Consider the following 14,099-nt stretch of genomic DNA (forward strand, 5'->3'; position numbering starts at 1 on the left):
GCCCCCGCTCCGTCCCTTGCTGCCCTCGTGACCGCGGCTGCGTCTTCCGCCGAAATGCGGCTTCGGGATCATCCCGCCTTTGTGCTGTTCTGGATCAGCCGCGTCTCCTCGGCGCTGGCCTTCCAGATGCTGGGGGTGGTGGTGGGCTGGCTGGTCTACAGCCTCACCGGCAGCGCTGCTGCGCTGGGCCTCGTGGGCCTCGCCCAGTTCCTGCCGATCCTGTGCCTGACCCTGCTGGTGGGCCATGCGGCCGACACCTTCGACCGGCGGCGCATCGTGCTGGCCTGCCAGACGCTGTCTGCGCTCACGGTGGGGGCTCTCGCCCTCGCGGAAGGCTCCGGCCATGCCGGACTTCTGCCGATCTATGCCGCCGTCATCACGATCGGCGCCAGCCGCGCCTTCGAGGCGCCGACCATGGCGGCACTCCTGCCCCGCCTGGTTCCCGGCGAGGTGCTGCCGCGGGCGCTGGCGGTGGCCTCCTCCGCCATGCAGATGGCGACCATCGCCGGCCCGGCCGTGGGCGGCTTCGCCTATGTCTTCGGCCCGGCCGTGCCGCTGACGCTGGCGGCAGCCTGCTATGCGGTGGCGGCCGGCTCCATGGCCTTCATCCGCCACGTGCACGCGCCCGGGCCGCGCAGCGCCATGACCCTCGAGACGCTGCTCTCGGGCCTTTCCTTCATCCGCCGCAGTCCGGTGGTGCTGGGCTCCATCTCCCTCGATCTCTTCGCCGTGCTGCTCGGCGGCGTCACCGCGCTCCTGCCCATCTATGCGGGCGAGATCCTGCATGTGGGAACGCAGGGCCTCGGCGCCCTGCGCGCCGCGCCGGCGGTGGGGGCCGTGCTGATGTCCCTCGTGCTGGTGCGCCGGCCGCCCACCCGCCGGGTGGGACACGTCATGTTCGCCGCCGTGGCGGTGTTCGGGCTGGCGACGGTGGTGTTCGCGCTCTCCTCCAGCTTCCTTTTGTCGCTGGGCGCGCTGTTCGTGCTGGGCGCCGCGGACAATGTGAGCGTCGTCATCCGCTCGTCCCTCGTGCAGCTCTCCACGCCGGACGAGATGCGCGGGCGGGTCAGCGCGGTGAATTCCCTGTTCGTCGGCACCTCCAACCAGCTCGGGGAATTCGAATCCGGCATGGTGGCCGCACTCATCGGCGCGGTGGGTGCGGGGGTGGTGGGGGGCGTCGGCACGCTCATGGTCGTGGCGCTGTGGACGCGGCTCTTTCCCGCACTCTTCCATGTCGACGCGATGCCGGTGAAGGTTGAAACCCGGCGCTGATCCAAACCCCGCCGCGCCCGCGCCGCTGCTTGGTTTGCCGGCTTTGCTCAAGCTCTTCGGTTGACGCCGGGCTGCGCTTTTCCCATGGTGCGCCCGCACGCGCTTTGGCGCTGCCTTTCCCCCGCCGCGCCCGAGCGCGGCATCGTATCCACGCCGCGCCGATGTCACGGGTTGCCCCGTTGTCGCGCGTCCCGTGACTTTCGCGGCGCCGTGACGAGCCGGCGCTGCCACCCCGAGGAGTGTTTCACCATGAGCGACTGGCCGGTCCACGCAAAGATCGACGGCCCCATCGTGATGATCGGATTCGGCTCGATCGGCAGGGGCACCCTGCCGCTCATCGAGCGCCATTTCGATTTCGACCGCGAGCGCATGGTGGTGATCGATCCGGTGGCGGACCACCGCAAGCTGCTGGATTCCCGGGGCATCCGCTACGTCCAGTCGGAAGTGACCGCCGAGAATTATCGCGACCTGCTGACCCCGCTGCTCACCAATGGCGGCGGCCGCGGCTTCTGCGTGAACCTCTCCGTGGACGTGTCCTCGGTGGCGGTGATGGAGCTGTGCCGCGAGATCGGCGCGCTCTACATCGACACCGTGGTGGAGCCCTGGAAGGGCTTCTATTTCGATGAGGCGATGCCTACCGCCGCCCGCACCAATTATGCGCTGCGCGAGAGCCTGCTCGCCGCCCGTCGCCGCAATCCCGGCGGCACCACCGCGGTGTCCACCTGCGGCGCCAATCCCGGCATGGTGTCCTGGTTCGTGAAGCAGGCGATGCTCAACATCGCCGCCGACACCGGCCTCGACCGGCCGGAGCCGAAGACCCGCGAGGAATGGGCGCAGTTTGCCCGCAGCCTCGGCATCAAGGGCATCCACATCGCCGAGCGCGACACCCAGCGCGCCCGCGAGCCGAAGGTGATGGGCCAGTTCTGGAACACCTGGTCGGTGGAGGGCTTCGTCTCCGAGGGCCTGCAGCCGGCCGAACTGGGCTGGGGCACCCACGAGAAGAGCCTGCCGGCGGACGGCCGCACCCACGAAGGGGGCTGCGGCGCGGCCATCTACCTGCTCTCCGCCGGCGCCGCCACCCGCGTGCGCTCGTGGACGCCGACGCCGCAGGCCCAGTACGGCTTCCTCGTCACCCACAACGAGAGCATCTCCATCGCCGACTATCTCACCGTCCGCGACGGCGACCAGGTGCTCTACCGCCCGACCTGCCACTACGCCTACCACCCCTGCAACGACGCGGTGCTGTCGCTGCACGAGATGTTCGGCAATGGCGGGCACTTCCAGGAGAGCTGGAAGATCCTCGACGAGCACGAGATCGTCGACGGCATCGACGAACTGGGCGTGCTCATCTACGGCCACGCCCGGAATGCCTACTGGTTCGGCTCCCAGCTCTCCATCGAGGAGACGCGCGAGCTCGCCCCTTACCAGAACGCCACCGGCCTGCAGGTGACCTCCGCCGTGCTCGCCGGCATGGTGTGGGCGCTGGAAAATCCCGAGGCCGGCATCGTCGAGGCCGACGAGATGGACTTCCGCCGCTGCCTCGAAGTGCAGCTGCCCTATCTCGGCCCGGTGATCGGCACCTATACGGACTGGACGCCCCTCACCGGCCGGCAGAAGCTGTTCCCCGAGGACCTCGACCTCGAGGATCCCTGGCAGTTCAAGAACATCATCGTGCGGTGAGGCCAGCGGAGGTCTCCCGTCCAAAGGAGACCTTCGATGGCGGTCGATGCCGCGCGTGTCCGGGAGATGGCCCTCGCTCTGCCTGAGGCGAGCGAGGCGCCGCACGTCGATCGGCGTGCCTTCCGCACGCCACGCAAGATCTTTGCGACGTTGGGGCCGAGCGGGCTCGACCTCAATCTGATGTTCGATCCCGACCTGCGCGATTTCTACTGCGAGCAGGTGCCCGAGGCCTTCGCCCCGGTTCCGGGAGGATGGGGCAGGATGGGCGCCACCCGCTGCGACCTCACAATGGTGGACGCGGCGACGCTCGCCTCGGCGCTTCAGGCAGCGCACCGCCTCGCCGCACCCAAAGCCAAGTCGAAGCCGAAGCGGCGAACGGCTTCGGAATCTGAGGCCTGACCCATAAACAAAAATCCCCGGCTCGATGGATCGAGCCGGGGATTTTGTCGTGGGCTGTCTCGACGTTGGCGCGTCGCGGACGCGTCAGGCGGACTTCAGCAGCGCCGGCGCCAGAAGCTCTGCCAGCGAGGGCAGGGCGATGCGGGTGCCCGTGGGGCTGATGAGGCCGCGGGCGCCATCCAGCGCACCGGCTTTCAGCTCCAGCGCGAGCAGCCGGTTGCGGTCATAGGCGCCGGGCATCCAGAGCTGCCCAGTCTTCTCCGCGGAGAAGCCGAAGCGCTCGTAATAGGCCGCATCGCCCACCAGCAGGATGGCGCCGTGGCCCTTGGCCCGTGCCGCCGCGATGGAGGCGCGCATCATGTCGCCGCCCAGGCCGCGGGTGCGGAACCAGGGATGGACCGCGAGCGGGCCGAGCAGCAGAGCCGGACGGGCGGGGCCCGCCGTCACGTTCCACAGCCGCACGGTACCGGCCAGACGGCCGTCCGGGCCGTGGGCGGAGAAGGCGAGGCCTTCCGCCGGCAGGCGGCCCTCGCGCAGACGCTCGGACGACTTGGCCTTGCGCCCCTCGCCCATGGTGAGGTCGAGCAGGGCCTCGCGGGGGGCCACATCTTCCACGGATTCAAGCACGATCTCGGTCATCGGCAGCTCCTGCGCCAACGTGAGAGGTGAAGAAGCCCGTCCCGGCTGCATCACAGCCAGGAAAATACCTTCGGGGCGATCGCCTTCGGGGACGGGTGCGGAAGACGAGGGGACACATCCCCTCCTCACGCCCCGGACGGCGGGAAGCCGATGCCGGGGGACCTTCTGCGGCCGGGTCGCGGAATACGCTCGGGCGCCGCGCGGGCGGTCTCTGCGTGGCTCCGCTCAGGGAGCCACGGGAGCTTGGATCTTTCGGCGGCGGAAGCCGCCTCAGATCACGTAGGACTTCAGCGGCGGGAAGCCGTTGAACGCCACCGCCGAATAGGTGGTGGTGTAGGCGCCGCACGCCTCGATGATGATCTTGTCGCCGATCGAGAGCGAAAGCGGCAGCTCGACCGGGGTCTTCTCATACATCACGTCGGCCGAATCGCAGGTCGGGCCGGCCAGCACGCAGGGGGCGGTGTCGTCGCCGTCGCGCGGGGTGCGCAGCGGGTAGCGGATCGCCTCGTCCATCGTCTCGGCGAGGCCGCCGAACTTGCCGATGTCGAGATAGACCCAGCGCATGGCGTCCTGCTCGGACTTCTTCGAGATGAGGACGACCTCGGTCTCGATCAGGCCGGCATTGCCCACCATGCCGCGGCCCGGCTCCATGATGGTCTCGGGAATCGCGTTGCCAAAGTGGCGGCGCAGGGAGGCGAAGATCGCCTCGCCATAGGAGATGGCGCCCGGCACGTCCTGCAGGTAGCGGGTGGGGAAGCCGCCGCCCAGATTGACCATGGACAGCGAGATGCCCCGCTCGGCGCAGGCGCGGAAGATCGCGGCGGCAGAGGCGAGCGCGCCGTCCCAGGCGTGCACGTTCTTCTGCTGCGAGCCCACGTGGAAGGACACGCCATAGGCAGCGAGGCCGAGGCGATGGGCGTGCTCCAGCACGTCCGCCGCCATCTCCGGCTCGCAGCCGAACTTGCGCGACAGGGGCCATTCGGCGCCGGCACCGTCGCAGAGGATGCGGCAGAACACCTTGGCGCCGGGGGCGACGCGGGCGATCTTCTCGACTTCCTCGTAGGAATCGACCGCGAACAGGCGCACGCCCAGCTTGAAGGCGCGCTCGATGTCGCGCTCCTTCTTGATGGTGTTGCCGAAGGAGATGCGGTCGGCGCCCGCGCCGGTGGCGAGCACCATGTCGATCTCGCCGGTGGAGGCGCAGTCGAACGAGGAGCCGAGCTCCTCCAGCGCCGTCAGGATGGCGGCATCGGGATTCGCCTTCACGGCATAGAACACGCGGGTGTCCGGCAGCGCGCGGGCGAACGAGAGATAGTTGGTGCGGACCACGTCGAGGTCCACCACCACGCAGGGGCCATCCTCTCGTCGGGTACGCAGGAATTCGCGGATGCGATCGGTCATGGATACCTCCCCGTGACCTGAAGCCTCGTGAAGCGCAGGGAACTGCGCGACGACAGGACGGACGCTCCTTCTGGGAGAGCCCGGGGCACGCGCTCGCATTCGCCCGGCGATGTGGACACGCCGACCGTCTGCGGGCCGTACCCGCTTCGCCGGGGCTTTACCCGGCCGCATCATCGGACCGAACGGCAGCAGAACCGCCCGCTTGGCCAAAGGGCTAAGCAGGGTGGAGACGACTGCGCACGATTGGAGAGGGGATATCCCGCTCCGCACGGCCGGCAAGATGTAGTGCCTCTTTAGTAACGCCGACCTTTGGAGGGCCGACCGAGACCAAAAAAGCCCTTACGTCGTTGCTTCAAGTCACGTCCCCCGCATTGAGGAGCGGGGTGGGCCGGTTCCCTCCGGCTTGTCGATCGTCCTGGCAGCTTTCCGGCCTCTTGTCCGGAGATCCTACCGACCGACACGCGACCACAGGCACGTGCGAATTTGGGCAACGCGGATTTAGGGGATTCGCCCCGCCCGTGCAAGAGGCAATTTGATGAAAATCAGTGCGCCGGCGCAGGGCAGGTCTGACAAGATTGCGCAGGTCGCGGCGTGATCCGCCGGAAGCCGCCATTTTCACGCAAGCTGCACGGAAGGCCGTTGCCCTACCTTGCTTCCGCACGGCCTGTTGCGGTGCGGCATTTGTGCAGTTCCTGCACGGGGTTGCGCCGGATCGCCGCGCGTCGCGCTCAGCCCTTGATTGGCATCAATACAAGGAGCAAGCTTGCAGCATAATCTTAGAACAATGAGGATCCACCCGCGATCCCGTCTGCCGCCGCAGGGTTCGGAATGACCTACGACACCTTCTTTGCCGACGCCATCGACGCCCTGCGCAAGGAGCGCCGCTATCGCACCTTCGCCGAGATCGAGCGCGACGCCTCGCACTTCCCGCGGGCGGTGTGGCACTCGCCGGGCGGTCCGCGTGACATCGTGGTGTGGTGCTCCAACGACTATCTCGGCATGGGCAGCCATCCCGACGTGGTCGCCGCCATGTGCGACGCGGCCAAGGCGCGCGGCGCCGGGGCCGGCGGCACCCGCAACATCTCGGGCAACAGCCATGAGATCGTGATGCTGGAGCGCGAGCTCGCCGACCTGCACGGCAAGGAATCCGGCCTCGTCTTCACGTCGGGCTACATTTCCAACGCCACCGGCATCTCCACCATCGTCAAGCTGATCCCCGACTGCGTGGTGATCTCGGACGAGCTGAACCACAATTCCATGATCGAGGGCGTCCGCCACGGCGGCCGGCAGAAGGCGATCTTCCGCCACAACGACCTCGACCATCTCGAAGAGCTGCTGAAGGCGGCGGGCGACCGGCCCAAGCTCGTGGTGTTCGAGAGCGTCTATTCCATGGACGGCGACATCGCCCCCATCGGCGCCATCTGCGACCTCGCCGAGCGCTACGGCGCCATGACCTATCTCGACGAGGTGCACGCGGTCGGCATGTATGGCGAGCGCGGCGGCGGCGTCGCCGAGCGTGACGGCGTGATGCACCGGGTGGACGTGATCGAGGGCACGCTGGGCAAGGCCTTCGGCGTGGTCGGCGGCTACATCACCGGCAAGCGCCTCGTCATCGATGCCGTGCGCTCCTATGCGCCGGGCTTCATCTTCACCACCGCGCTGCCGCCGGCCGTTGCTGCCGCGGCCACCGCCTCGGTGCGCCACCTCAAGAATTCGCAGGCCGAACGCACCGGCCAGCGCACCCAGGTGGCCAAGGTCAAGGCGGCCCTCGCCGCCGCCGGCCTGCCGCAGATGGAGACGCCGACCCACATCGTTCCGGTGATGGTGGGCGACGCCAAGGCCTGCAAGATGGCTTCGGACCTGCTGCTCGCCGAGTACGGCATCTATATCCAGCCCATCAACTACCCCACCGTGCCGCGCGGCACGGAACGCCTGCGCATCACCCCCACCCCGTTCCACGACGACGCGCTGATCGCCCATCTGGCGACCGCTCTGTCGGACGTGTGGGAGCGGCTGGAGCTGCCCTATGCGGACCGGGTGACGCAGCACACCGCCTCGCGCAGCACCGCGGCCGGGGCGGCGCCCATCCCGCTGCCGATGGCTGGCGGCTGACCCGATCTCTCCCCGACTGAAAAGCCCCGGCTGTGCCGGGGCTTTTTGTTTTTGAGGCTCAGCCCAGCGTGCCGATGGCCTTGCCGTCCGGCCGGAAGAAGGGATGCGGGCCGGAAAAGCTGCCGATGAAGCTGCGGTGGGTCACCAGGCGCCCGTCTTTCAACAGGTGCAGCGACAGGCTCGGCGGCTCCATGTGGAAGGTCGGCGGCGCGTCCGGGTCCAGCGCGAGGCTGACCGAATGGGCCGGGGCTGGCGCGATGGTGGCGGCCATGCCGGCGAAGGTGGTCGTCACCGCCCGATGCACGTGGCCGCAGGTGAAGCCCAAGACCTGCGGATGCCGCCGCAGCACCGCCTCCAGCGCCGGAGCATCGAACAGGTTCTGCACGTCCATGTGGCGGATGCCGGTGAGGAACGGCGGATGGTGGGTTGAGACCAGCGCCGGCCGGTCCGGCGCGGCGGCGAGCGCGGCATCGAGGAAGGCGAGGCCCTCGTCGCCCAGCGTGCCATGGGGGCGGCCGTAGACGGTGGAATCGAGCATCACCAGCCGCAGCGGGAAATCCTCCACCACATAGTTCACCCGCCCGCCCGCGCAGCGCGCGGCGATCTCGGGAAAGGCGGCCAGCAGCCCGGCGGAACTGTCGTGATTGCCGGGAATGGGAAACAGCGGCAGGCCGAGGGGCGCGACGATGGCGCGGAAGCGGGCGAATTCTTCCGGGTCGTCGAAATCGGTCAGGTCGCCGGTGACGATCACCGCATCGGGGCGCGGGTCCAGGGACAGGATGTGCGCCACCGCAGCTTCCAGATAGGTCGCGGTGTCCACTACCCCGTAAGCGAGCGTGCCGGGGCGGCGGATGTGGGTGTCGGTGAGCTGGGCGATCAGCATGGGTCAGGCCAGAATGTAGCGGTTGGCGTCGAGGACGAGGCCGATGGCGGTGCCGGCGCTCAGGGGCAGGTCGGCGGGCGCCTCGGCGATGATGCGTGTTCCGTCGCCCGCATTCAGCGTTACCCGCTGGCGCGGCCCCTGAAACTCCACCTGCGTCACCTGAAACACCAGCGTCGCGTCGGCCGGGCTCACGAGGCGCACGGCCTCGGGGCGGAACAGGAGACGCGCCTTGGCGCGGTCCGGCGCCGCGACGCGCAGGATGCCGGCGGCAGTCTCGAAGCGGCCGTTGCGCACGATGCCCTCCAGCCGGTTGGTGATGCCGACGAAGCCGGCGACATAATCGTCCGCAGGCTGGAAGTACACCTCCCGCGGCGTGCCCACCTGGGCGATGGCGCCGTTCTTCATCACCACGATGCGGTCGCCCAGCGCCAGCGCCTCGGCCTGGTCGTGGGTGACGTAGACGGCGGTGATGGCGAGGCGGCGCAGCAGCGCGTCGATCTCGCTGCGCAGATGCTCGCGCAGGGCGGCATCGAGGGCGGTCAAAGGCTCGTCCAGCAGCAGCACGCGCGGCCGCACGGCGAGCGCCCGGGCCAGGGCGACGCGCTGGCGCTGCCCGCCGGACAATTGGTCGATGCGCCGCTCGGCCAGCGCCTCGATGCGCATCATGGCGAGCACGGAGGCCGCCTGCGCCCGCCGCGCGTCCGTTGCCACGCCGCGCACGCGCAGGCCATAGGCCACGTTGTCGATGACGCTCATGTTGGGGAACAAAGCGTAGGACTGGAACACCATGCCCACGTTGCGCTTCTCGATGGGCAGGGCCGTCACGTCCGCGCCGTCGAAGGCGATGCGCCCGCCGACGTCGGGCGTCTCCAGCCCGGCGATGAGGCGCAGGAGGGTGGTCTTGCCGCAGCCGGAGGGGCCGAGCAGCACCAGCGTCTCGCCCGCCTTCACCTCCAGATCCACCGGCGAGAGCGCCCGCGTGCCGTCCGGATAGGTCTTGCCGCAGCCGGCGATGGAAATGGCGGCGCCGGTGGGGGCGGTCATCGCGCGCTCCCCGTGGTGCGGCCGAACAGCTGGAGGGCGAGGAGCAGGGGCACGATCATGACGAAGAAGACCAGCGTGTAGGCGCTCGCGATTTCGAGTCGCATGGAGGCGTAGCTGTCGGCGAGGCCCACCGGCAGCGTCTTGGTCAGCGGCGTGTGCAGCATCCAGGTGAGGTTGAACTCGCCGATGGAGAGCGTCACCACCATCAGCGCCCCGGCGAGGATGCCGCCCTTCGCATTGGGAAGCACCACATGGAAGAAGCGCTGCAGCGGCGAGGCGCCCAGCGACGCCGCGCCTTCCTCCAGCGAGCGGATATCGACGGCGGCGAGCACCGCCATCACCGAGCGCAGCATGAAGGGCAAAGTGTAGAGCACGTGGCCGGTGAGGATGAAGGCCGGGCTCATGCGGAACTCGCGGATGGCGCCGTAGGCGAGGATGAGCGCCAGCGCCAAGGCAAGGCCGGGCACCGCGACCGGCAGCGTCACCACCTCTTCCACGATGCGGGCAAGCCGCGAGGGGCGCCGCACCAGCGCCCAGGCGGCAGGTACAGCGAGGACGAGGGTCGCCGCGAGGGTGCCGAGCGCGATGCCGATGGAAAGCCAGATGGTGTCCGAATAAAGCGCCAGCACCTGCTTCACCCAATCCAGGGTGAGGCCGGAGGAGACGCCGCGGAAATAGTTGGCGGTGAAGCCGGCGAGGATGGAGGCGCCGGCCGGCACCATCAGGAAGGCGGCCGCCAGCAAGGTGACGAACAGCTGGAAGGCGAAGGTGAGGCGATGGGTTTTCATGGATCGCCCTCAGCCCGCCGCCGCCACGCCGGAGCCGGCGAGGTTGCGCGAGAGGGCGAGCACCGCCCAGGTGATGAGGCCGAGGGCGATGGAGAGCGCCGCCGCCGTGGCGAAGTTCGCGTTGAGGGTAAACTCCGTATAGATGGTCATCGCCAGCACATCGATGCGCGTCGCCAGCGTGAAGGCGGTGCCGAACGCCCCCATGGCCGTGGCGAAGGCGATGGCCCCGGAAGCCATCAGCGCCGGCGCGATGCCCGGCAGGGTCACGTCCCTGAGCACCTCGAAGCGCCCTGCGCCGAGCGAGCGGGCCGCCTCCTCCAGCGCCGGATCAAGCTTCTCCACGGCGGCCATGAGGGTCACGAGCACCCGCGGCAAAGAGAAATAGACATAGCCCGCGAACAGGCCGGCCATGGAATAGGCGAACACCCATCGCCCCATGCCGAGGCCCATGGAGAGGCTGGCGAGCAGCCCCTGCCGGCCGGCGAGCAGGATCACCATGAAGCCCACCACCACGCCGGGAAAGGCCAGCGGCAGGGTGAGGCACGAGACCAGCAGCGGCCGGCCCCAGAAGCGGTTGCGGGCGAGGAACAGGGCGACGACGGTGCCGATGGCGAGGGTCGCCGCCGTCACCGCCGCCGAGAGCAGCAGCGTCGCGACCAGCGTCGCGACGTAGCGCGGGTTGGTGAGGATGGCGACATACTCCGCCATCCCGTTGGGGCCGGACCCCGCCACACCGATGAGCCGCACCATGGGCAGCAGGAAGAAGGCCGCCACGAACAGGAAGAGCGGCAGCAGGAACAGGCGGGCGAGGCGATCGGCGCTGTGCATGGCGTCAGGCGCGAGCCCGCCTCACTTCACGTTGTTGAGGTAGGCGTCGGAGAAGGCCTTCTGCGCCGTCTCCATGCGAGCATAGTCCACGGGCTTCGCGCGGGCATAGTCCGCGGCCGGCAGGAAGCGGCTGGCGATTTCCGGCGGCAGCGCGATGTTGCGGGCGGGGCGCAGATAGGCCTTGGCCCACATGGCCTGTCCCTTGTCGGAGAGCACGTAGTCGAGCACCTTCTTGGCCGCCTCGGGGTGCGGCGCGCCCTTCACCATGGTCATCACATAGGGGACGACGACCGAACCCTCGCAGGGGATGACGAAGGCGAAGTTGCCCTTCTCGTTGTACTTCGCGCGATAGGCGTTGAAGTCGTAGTCGAACAGGATCGGGATCTCGCCGGAAACCACGCGGGCGTAGGACGTCTGCTTGGGCACGATGGGCTGGTTGGCCTGGAGCTTCTTGAAGTATTCGATGCCCGGCTTGAAGTCCTCGAACGAGCCGCCCATGGCGCCGTTCACCGCCACCGCGCCCACATAGCCCACGAAGGCGGAGGTGGGGTCGAGATAGCCGACGAGGCCCTTGTATTCGGGCTTCAGCAGGTCGGCCCAGCAGGCCGGCACCGGCGCGCCGCCCAGCGCATCCTTGTTCACGAACAGGCCGAGCGTGCCGGAATGGATGGTGAACCAGTTGCCGTCCTTGTCCTTCAGGCCTTCGGGAATGTCGGCGAAGCCCTTGGGCTCATAGGGCTGGGTGACGCCGGCGTCCTTCGCCTTGATGCCGAAGGTGACGCCGAGATAGGCCACATCCGCCACCGGGCTCGCCTTCTCCGCCAGGATCTGGGCGAGGGACTGGCCGGAATTCTTGTTGTCCTGCGGAACGTCGATGCCGGTGTCGGCCTTGATGGCCTTCAGCATGGCGCCCCAGTCGGCCCATTCGGGCGGGCAATTGTAGCAGATGGCGTCCGCCGCCGCGGCCGGCCGGGCGGGCGCGACGGCGACGGCGGCGAGGGTCAGGACGGAAAGCGTCACGGCGGAGAGGGTCTTGAGGTGGCGCATGGCTGGGCCTCACGTGTTGGGCAGGGACGGCGGGGTAGGTTCCTGTCGGCGGGGCGGCTTCGGCGCGGCGGCAAGGGTGCCGCCGGACCGCAGGCCGAAGGGCAGCCGCTCCACGCGGGGGGCGGCGCCGGTCTCGATCATCTCGAACAGCAGCTCCACCGCCTGTTCGCCCATGCGGCGGGTGGGGGTGTCCACGGTGGCGAGGCTCGGGCTCATGGCGCGGCCGAGGGCGATGCCGTCGAACCCGGCCACCGAGACGTCATCCGGCACGCGGATGCCGAGGTCGCGCAGCGCGCCGGTGACGGAGAGGGCCAGCAGATCGTTGGAGCACAGTGCGGCGGTGGGGGCGGATATGCCCCCGAACAGCCCGGCGAGCGCGGCGGCGTGGCTCGGCGCGTCGCCCAGATAGTCGAGTTCCAGCGGCGCGGCGGCATGGAGCCCGGCCTTCTCCATGGCCGCGCGATAGCCCTCATAGCGCCTGAGCGAGCGGTCGGAGGTGGCGAAGCGGCCGGCGAGATAGGCGATGTTGCGGTGGCCGGCTGCGATCATCGCCTCCGTCAGGGCGGAGGTGGCAGCCGCATTGTCCACGCACACGGCGGCGCGGGCATCGCCCTCCGGCTCGTTGTGGACGAGCACGAAGGGAATGCTCTCCGCCTCCAGCAGGTCGAGCGTCGCGTTGTGGCCGGCGCAGGCGACGGTGAGCACGAGGCCGGCGACATTCTGCGCCACCAGCGTTTCCACCAGCTCCGCCTCGGCGGCGGGCTCGTAGTCGGTGGCGGTGAGGAGCAGGGTGTGGCGGCGCTCGCGGGCGGCCGCCTGCATTCCCGCCACGGAGGCGGCGAAGACCGGATTGGTGAGGCTCGGAATCAGGACGCCGACGGTGCGGGTCTTGAGCGTCTTCAGCGCCCGGCCGATCTCGCTCGGGCGGAAGCCCAGCTCGTCGATGGCCGCACGGACCCGGGCCTCCACTTCGGCGCTGGTGGGAGCCGAGCGGTTGATGACGCGGCTGACCGTCGCGATGGAGCAGCCCGCCCGTTCGGCGACGGTCCTGATGGTGACGATGCGCGGCACGTCCGACCCCGGTGGGCTCCAATGGAGCGTGAAACCGTTTTCAGATCAATAGGTGCAACGCGCGACAGGCGTGTGACGGGCTGGGAGGGGACGGGAAATGCGGACAGCGGGCGTGCCGAGGCACGCCCGCTGCGGGGAAGGGAAGATCAAGGGCGGCGAGATTCCCTTCCTTCTCGTGGCCTCACGGACGCGCGGGTGGCGGCGTGGGGCGATCGGGGTGGCCGCCGAACGGCACGCCGGGGGGCGGCGGAGGCGGCGGCAGAAGTGCGAATTCGAGGCGGCCCAGCTTCTCGATCTGGTCGGGCGAGAGGCGCGCCTTCAGGGCGTCCACGGCCTTGAGGAGCCGGGTCCCGGCTTTGCCGGCCTCCTCGCTGCGCACGCCGAACGCGGTGACGAGGGAGAGCGGCGCAGCGCCGGGCTGAGGGGGCGGCGGCGGGGGCGGCAAGGCCTCCTGCAGCGCATCGGTGAAGTCGCGCCAGGCGTCCAGCTGGTTGGCGCGGATGCCGAGGGCGGTCTCGGCGGCGGCAAGGTGGCGGGCGAGGGTCAGCGGACCACCGATCGGTCCACCCCCCGGGCCATGGGGCGGGCCGAAGGGCATGGGCGGCGTATCCGGCCCGGCCGCGAACTGGTCCTGCGGGGGCATGTGGTCGTCCACCTTGGCGTATCCCGGCGAGGACACGATGAAACCGGCGACGGCCAGAATGCCGAGGGTCGCCCCGGCGAGAATGAGGGCCCGGAAACTCTGGCGCGGCGTCTTCCGTATCGGTGCGTTGCACGTCATGGCGTGCCTCCTGTCCATCAGGTTGCCGCGAGGATGGAGGCGGCTCGTAGCCAAATGAGGTCCGGGAGGTATCGCTACTTGTCCCGCCGGGCGGAATTTGTAACGCAATGTTGCCGGGCGCCCCGTGGCAATGCTGGGAAGCATGGATGCGTGC

At 69.3% G+C, this 14,099-nt stretch carries 13 protein-coding genes; 4 read left to right on the forward strand and 9 right to left on the reverse strand.

The features are described from left to right. Window positions 1-54: 54 nt before the first annotated feature. The 3 genes from D7006_RS00635 (at window position 55) to D7006_RS00645 (ending at window position 3,351) form a co-directional block, all read left to right on the forward strand. On the forward strand, window positions 55-1,272 hold the full coding sequence (locus D7006_RS00635; protein ID WP_237355160.1) for an MFS transporter: 1,218 nt from the start codon (window positions 55-57) through the stop codon (window positions 1,270-1,272). A gap of 249 nt (window positions 1,273-1,521) precedes the next feature. Beyond that, window positions 1,522-2,952: a homospermidine synthase gene (locus D7006_RS00640; RefSeq protein WP_237355162.1), complete on the forward strand. Its 1,431-nt coding sequence runs from the start codon at window positions 1,522-1,524 to the stop codon at window positions 2,950-2,952. A gap of 36 nt (window positions 2,953-2,988) precedes the next feature. Further along, the gene (locus D7006_RS00645) at window positions 2,989-3,351 is read left to right on the forward strand and encodes an MmcQ/YjbR family DNA-binding protein (protein WP_237355164.1); all 363 of its coding nucleotides are present in this window, start codon (window positions 2,989-2,991) and stop codon (window positions 3,349-3,351) included. Window positions 3,352-3,435: 84 nt separating this feature from the next. Here D7006_RS00645 and D7006_RS00650 read toward each other — a convergent pair whose 3' ends face one another. Both D7006_RS00650 and D7006_RS00655 read right to left on the reverse strand, forming a co-directional pair. Continuing rightward, window positions 3,436-3,990 carry a GNAT family N-acetyltransferase gene (locus D7006_RS00650; RefSeq protein WP_229646175.1) on the reverse strand — a complete coding sequence of 185 codons (555 nt, stop codon included), beginning with the start codon at window positions 3,988-3,990 and terminating at the stop codon, window positions 3,436-3,438. Between the two features lie 270 nt (window positions 3,991-4,260). Further along, window positions 4,261-5,391 carry a type III PLP-dependent enzyme gene (locus D7006_RS00655; protein WP_169123237.1) on the reverse strand — a complete coding sequence of 377 codons (1,131 nt, stop codon included), beginning with the start codon at window positions 5,389-5,391 and terminating at the stop codon, window positions 4,261-4,263. An 828-nt stretch (window positions 5,392-6,219) separates the two neighbouring features. Between D7006_RS00655 and hemA the strand changes: the two genes are divergently transcribed. Continuing rightward, the gene (gene hemA, locus D7006_RS00660; protein WP_169123236.1) at window positions 6,220-7,503 is read left to right on the forward strand and encodes a 5-aminolevulinate synthase; all 1,284 of its coding nucleotides are present in this window, start codon (window positions 6,220-6,222) and stop codon (window positions 7,501-7,503) included. Window positions 7,504-7,561: 58 nt separating this feature from the next. On the opposite strand, the gene D7006_RS00665 is transcribed toward hemA, so the two are convergent. The 7 genes from D7006_RS00665 to D7006_RS00695 form a co-directional block, all read right to left on the reverse strand. Continuing rightward, window positions 7,562-8,386 carry a phosphodiesterase gene (locus D7006_RS00665; RefSeq protein WP_237355165.1) on the reverse strand — a complete coding sequence of 275 codons (825 nt, stop codon included), beginning with the start codon at window positions 8,384-8,386 and terminating at the stop codon, window positions 7,562-7,564. Window positions 8,387-8,389: 3 nt separating this feature from the next. Beyond that, window positions 8,390-9,430 (reverse strand): ABC transporter ATP-binding protein, encoded by a 1,041-nt coding sequence (locus tag D7006_RS00670; protein WP_237355167.1) that lies wholly within the window; start codon window positions 9,428-9,430, stop codon window positions 8,390-8,392. Next, window positions 9,427-10,218, reverse strand: coding sequence for an ABC transporter permease (locus tag D7006_RS00675; RefSeq protein ID WP_169123233.1), 792 nt, complete (start codon window positions 10,216-10,218; stop codon window positions 9,427-9,429). Before D7006_RS00675 ends, D7006_RS00670 begins: the two co-directional genes overlap by 4 nt. 9 nt (window positions 10,219-10,227) lie before the next feature. Further along, window positions 10,228-11,046 (reverse strand): ABC transporter permease, encoded by an 819-nt coding sequence (locus tag D7006_RS00680; protein ID WP_169123232.1) that lies wholly within the window; start codon window positions 11,044-11,046, stop codon window positions 10,228-10,230. A 21-nt stretch (window positions 11,047-11,067) separates the two neighbouring features. Further along, on the reverse strand, window positions 11,068-12,093 hold the full coding sequence (locus D7006_RS00685) for an ABC transporter substrate-binding protein (RefSeq protein ID WP_237355168.1): 1,026 nt from the start codon (window positions 12,091-12,093) through the stop codon (window positions 11,068-11,070). A 9-nt stretch (window positions 12,094-12,102) separates the two neighbouring features. Next, complete coding sequence (locus D7006_RS00690; RefSeq protein WP_237355170.1) at window positions 12,103-13,164, reverse strand: LacI family DNA-binding transcriptional regulator; 1,062 nt, start codon at window positions 13,162-13,164, stop codon at window positions 12,103-12,105. 181 nt (window positions 13,165-13,345) lie between these two features. Beyond that, a complete protein-coding gene (locus tag D7006_RS00695) occupies window positions 13,346-13,945 on the reverse strand; it encodes a hypothetical protein (protein WP_237355172.1) in 600 nt (199 codons plus the stop codon). Window positions 13,946-14,099: the final 154 nt, after the last annotated feature.

Source organism: Xanthobacter sp. YC-JY1, assembly GCF_021730305.1.
GTDB lineage: Bacteria > Pseudomonadota > Alphaproteobacteria > Rhizobiales > Xanthobacteraceae > Xanthobacter > Xanthobacter flavus.

Excerpts from the sequence above, each read along its gene's own strand:
- D7006_RS00650 (WP_229646175.1), bottom strand. The coding sequence starts at position 3,990 with ATGACCGAGATCGTGCTTGAATCCGTGGAAGATGTGGCCCCCCGCGAG.
- D7006_RS00680 (WP_169123232.1), bottom strand. The coding sequence starts at position 11,046 with ATGCACAGCGCCGATCGCCTCGCCCGCCTGTTCCTGCTGCCGCTCTTC.
- D7006_RS00655 (WP_169123237.1), bottom strand. The coding sequence starts at position 5,391 with ATGACCGATCGCATCCGCGAATTCCTGCGTACCCGACGAGAGGATGGC.
- D7006_RS00640 (WP_237355162.1), top strand. The coding sequence starts at position 1,522 with ATGAGCGACTGGCCGGTCCACGCAAAGATCGACGGCCCCATCGTGATG.
- D7006_RS00635 (WP_237355160.1), top strand. The coding sequence starts at position 55 with ATGCGGCTTCGGGATCATCCCGCCTTTGTGCTGTTCTGGATCAGCCGC.
- D7006_RS00670 (WP_237355167.1), bottom strand. The coding sequence starts at position 9,430 with ATGACCGCCCCCACCGGCGCCGCCATTTCCATCGCCGGCTGCGGCAAG.
- D7006_RS00695 (WP_237355172.1), bottom strand. The coding sequence starts at position 13,945 with ATGACGTGCAACGCACCGATACGGAAGACGCCGCGCCAGAGTTTCCGG.
- D7006_RS00645 (WP_237355164.1), top strand. The coding sequence starts at position 2,989 with ATGGCGGTCGATGCCGCGCGTGTCCGGGAGATGGCCCTCGCTCTGCCT.
- D7006_RS00685 (WP_237355168.1), bottom strand. The coding sequence starts at position 12,093 with ATGCGCCACCTCAAGACCCTCTCCGCCGTGACGCTTTCCGTCCTGACC.
- hemA (WP_169123236.1), top strand. The coding sequence starts at position 6,220 with ATGACCTACGACACCTTCTTTGCCGACGCCATCGACGCCCTGCGCAAG.
- D7006_RS00675 (WP_169123233.1), bottom strand. The coding sequence starts at position 10,218 with ATGAAAACCCATCGCCTCACCTTCGCCTTCCAGCTGTTCGTCACCTTG.
- D7006_RS00665 (WP_237355165.1), bottom strand. The coding sequence starts at position 8,386 with ATGCTGATCGCCCAGCTCACCGACACCCACATCCGCCGCCCCGGCACG.